The sequence below is a fragment of the Bacillus sp. 05T31 genome (assembly GCF_056396725.1).
Window position 1 is genome coordinate 1 of record NZ_JBFTMA010000571.1, and the last position, 2,938, is coordinate 2,938.

Consider the following 2,938-nt stretch of genomic DNA (forward strand, 5'->3'; position numbering starts at 1 on the left):
TGTGTATATTGCTCAAGATAAAGAGATGCTAAAGAAAGTTATCATTTCTGGTGATTGGGTGGAGTATCAACAAGGAAAATAAAAGCAGCTATAGAGCAGATAGTGGAAACGACCATTATCTGCTTTTTATATTGGTACTTTCAAAATTCCTATTATTTTGATAAATTGTAAATATAGAGAAATAAGAATGGTTTTTTTTCATGGGTGTCAGAAATTTAGTTTCTCACCTGTAGCAGAAAAATCTAGTGCAGGAGGAGAATAATAATGAACGAATTAAATGTGAAGGAATTTTACCAAAAACAATTCGAACTGTCGAATTACGATATCAATACAGAAAGCTGGTTAGAGCAGGTTGCTAAAGAAGTTCAAGAACAAGTTGGTCATCCATTTCAAGCGATGTTAGAACTAGGAGCAGGAAATGGTAGATTTGCAAGGGCGATGTCTAGGTTACAAGTGAAAATGACTACGGTTGAACTTGTACCAGAGTTAGTTATGTTTGCAAAAGAACATTCTACTAATAATATAGATATTCATTGCGCTGATTTTTATAAAATTAACTTTGAAGAAAAGTTTGATGTTGTTAGTTATTTAGATGGATTTGGTGTAGGAACAGATGATGAGCAATTGATTCTATTAAAACGGATTAAAAATTGGATGAAGGATGATGGATGTGCACTTATTGATATTTATCAACCATTGTATTGGAAAAAAGTAAGTGGACAAGAAATGCCCTTAAGTGCAGCTATGCGAAAATATGAATATGATAGTATAAATGAAAGAATGTTAGATCATTGGTGGGACCCTAATTATCCAAATGATGTAGTAACACAGTCTTTACGATGTTATACGGTAGATGAGATTAGCAATCTATGTGCTGAAGCTGGTTTAAGTATTATGGGATTCTTCCCTGGGGGAGCATATGATTTTGAAAAACGAAAATATAAAGAATTGGCAACATTAAATGAATGTTTGGCATATCGAATTAAAGTAAGGAAGAGTAGGGATTAATCTCTACTCTTTTTTAATTTAGAAAATTCTTACTAAAAATATTGACTTTATGAATGGATTTTTAATACAATTATATTTCGACTGAAAAAATTGGAACGGACAGGAGGGAATCATCAAATGAACAACATTTTTGACGAAGAGTTACAAAAAATGAAAGATACTTTAAGTACGATGGATGATCAATTAGAACAGCTTGAAAAAATCCCGGTTTATTATGGAGAAGATTTTAAAGAGCAAATTCTTGAAAGTATGAGGGAGTCTAATAGACAAAGCTTACGTATTGGTGTACATGAGCCGTATTTTGGAAGATTAGACTTTCAGGAGGATGGCAAGGAAGACGTAATGCCGATTTACATCGGTAAAGTAGGTGTTTCGGATAAAGATACGATGAAACCAATTGTAATTGATTGGCGTGCACCTGTCGCAAGTATGTTTTATTCATTTACCGGTGGTGAAGAATTAGCATTTTATCATTCACCAGACGGATTAGTAGAAGGCGATGTTTATTTAAAACGAAACATTTCGATTCGAAAGAGAGAACTAGAACGTGTTGTTGATACATATGTGAAAGGAAATGAAGATGTCTCACATGCTGATGATTTTCTTCTATATCGATTAGGTGAGAATAAAGATAATAAATTGAAAGATATCGTTTCGACTATACAATCGGAGCAAAATGATATTATTCGTGCGGAAAGAAACTTACCGTTATTAATTCAAGGGGTTGCAGGGAGCGGAAAAACAACGATCGCTTTACATCGCCTTGCTTTTTTAATTTATGAATATCGTGAACAACTTGAAGCGGAGAGAATGATCGTATTCGCTCCAAACAGTTTGTTTTTAGACTATATTTCAAGTGTACTTCCTGAGTTAGGTGTAGGAAATATTAGTCAAACAACGTTTCCAGATTGGGCATTACGTACGTTAGATGGTTCGGTGAAACTGAAGCAGACAGAAGAAAAATTGAAAGAAGCTTTCTCAATTAATCGCGATGAAAAAAAGGTTATGCTAGGTAAATTGAAAGGCACGCTGGAATTTAAGTCGTTTATTGAAGAAAGAATGATTCAATTTGAAAAAGATTTAGTGCCAACAAAAGATTTTGAGGCATGGGATAAAGCTGTTATTCCAGTGGAAGACGTTAAAAAATGGATGCAGGTTGAATATAAACACTATCCATTAAAGAAAAGAAGAGAACGTTTAGTCGGCCGTATGAAGCGCTGGATTGAAATTGAGCTTAAAAAGTTTGGAGAAACAAACGAGAAAAAATTACTAAAAAAAGAAGCGACAAAGAGATTGAACGCATATATGAATTTTTGGCCGAAAATGAGCCCGATTTCACTATATAATTCAATGATAAAGAGTAAAGAAATACTCGAAGTATTACCTGAAGAACTTGTTCAAGAAACAGAAAAGAATTGTCGTAAAAAAGAAGTGTATGTAGAAGACTTACCAGCTTTAATTTACATACAACATCGCATAACAGGAATTGAAATTGGACAAAAGTTCCATCACGTCGTTATTGATGAAGCGCAAGATTTCTCGCCATTCCAAGTATATGTATTAAAAGAAATTACACTAGGTAATTCTTTCACTATATTAGGTGATTTATCTCAAGCGATTTATGATTATCAAGGAATTGAAGACTGGGGTGCCTTTAAGGAAGTATTCCAAGAAACAGGTTATTATGAATTGACGAGAAGTTATCGTTCTACAAAAGAAATTATTGAATTCGCGAATGAAATAATTAAAAATGCAGAGATTCCAGTGGGACTCGCAACTCCAGTTTTCCGTAGCGGTGAAGACGTGAAAGTAATTCTGGCAGAGGACCAATTTACTGAAGTTTTAAAGACATTACAGCATTTGCAAACTGAAGATGTGAAAACAATYGCGGTAATYGGAAGAACAGAYGATGAATGCCGTGATATATATG

Annotated in this window: 2 protein-coding genes and 1 pseudogene; all 3 read left to right on the forward strand. The window is 33.9% G+C overall.

Annotated features, from left to right (window positions below; translation table 11 throughout):
- Nucleotides 1–82 (forward strand): annotated as a pseudogene (locus AC1DJR_RS24355) (gamma-glutamylcyclotransferase family protein); the annotation flags it as partial.
- A 182-nt stretch (nt 83–264) separates the two neighbouring features.
- Complete coding sequence (locus AC1DJR_RS24360) at nt 265–1,008, forward strand: class I SAM-dependent methyltransferase (protein ID WP_429688276.1); 744 nt, start codon at nt 265–267, stop codon at nt 1,006–1,008.
- Between the two features lie 117 nt (nt 1,009–1,125).
- On the forward strand, nt 1,126–2,938 hold a 1,813-nt coding region (locus AC1DJR_RS24365), incomplete at its 3' end, for a HelD family protein (RefSeq protein WP_477003702.1).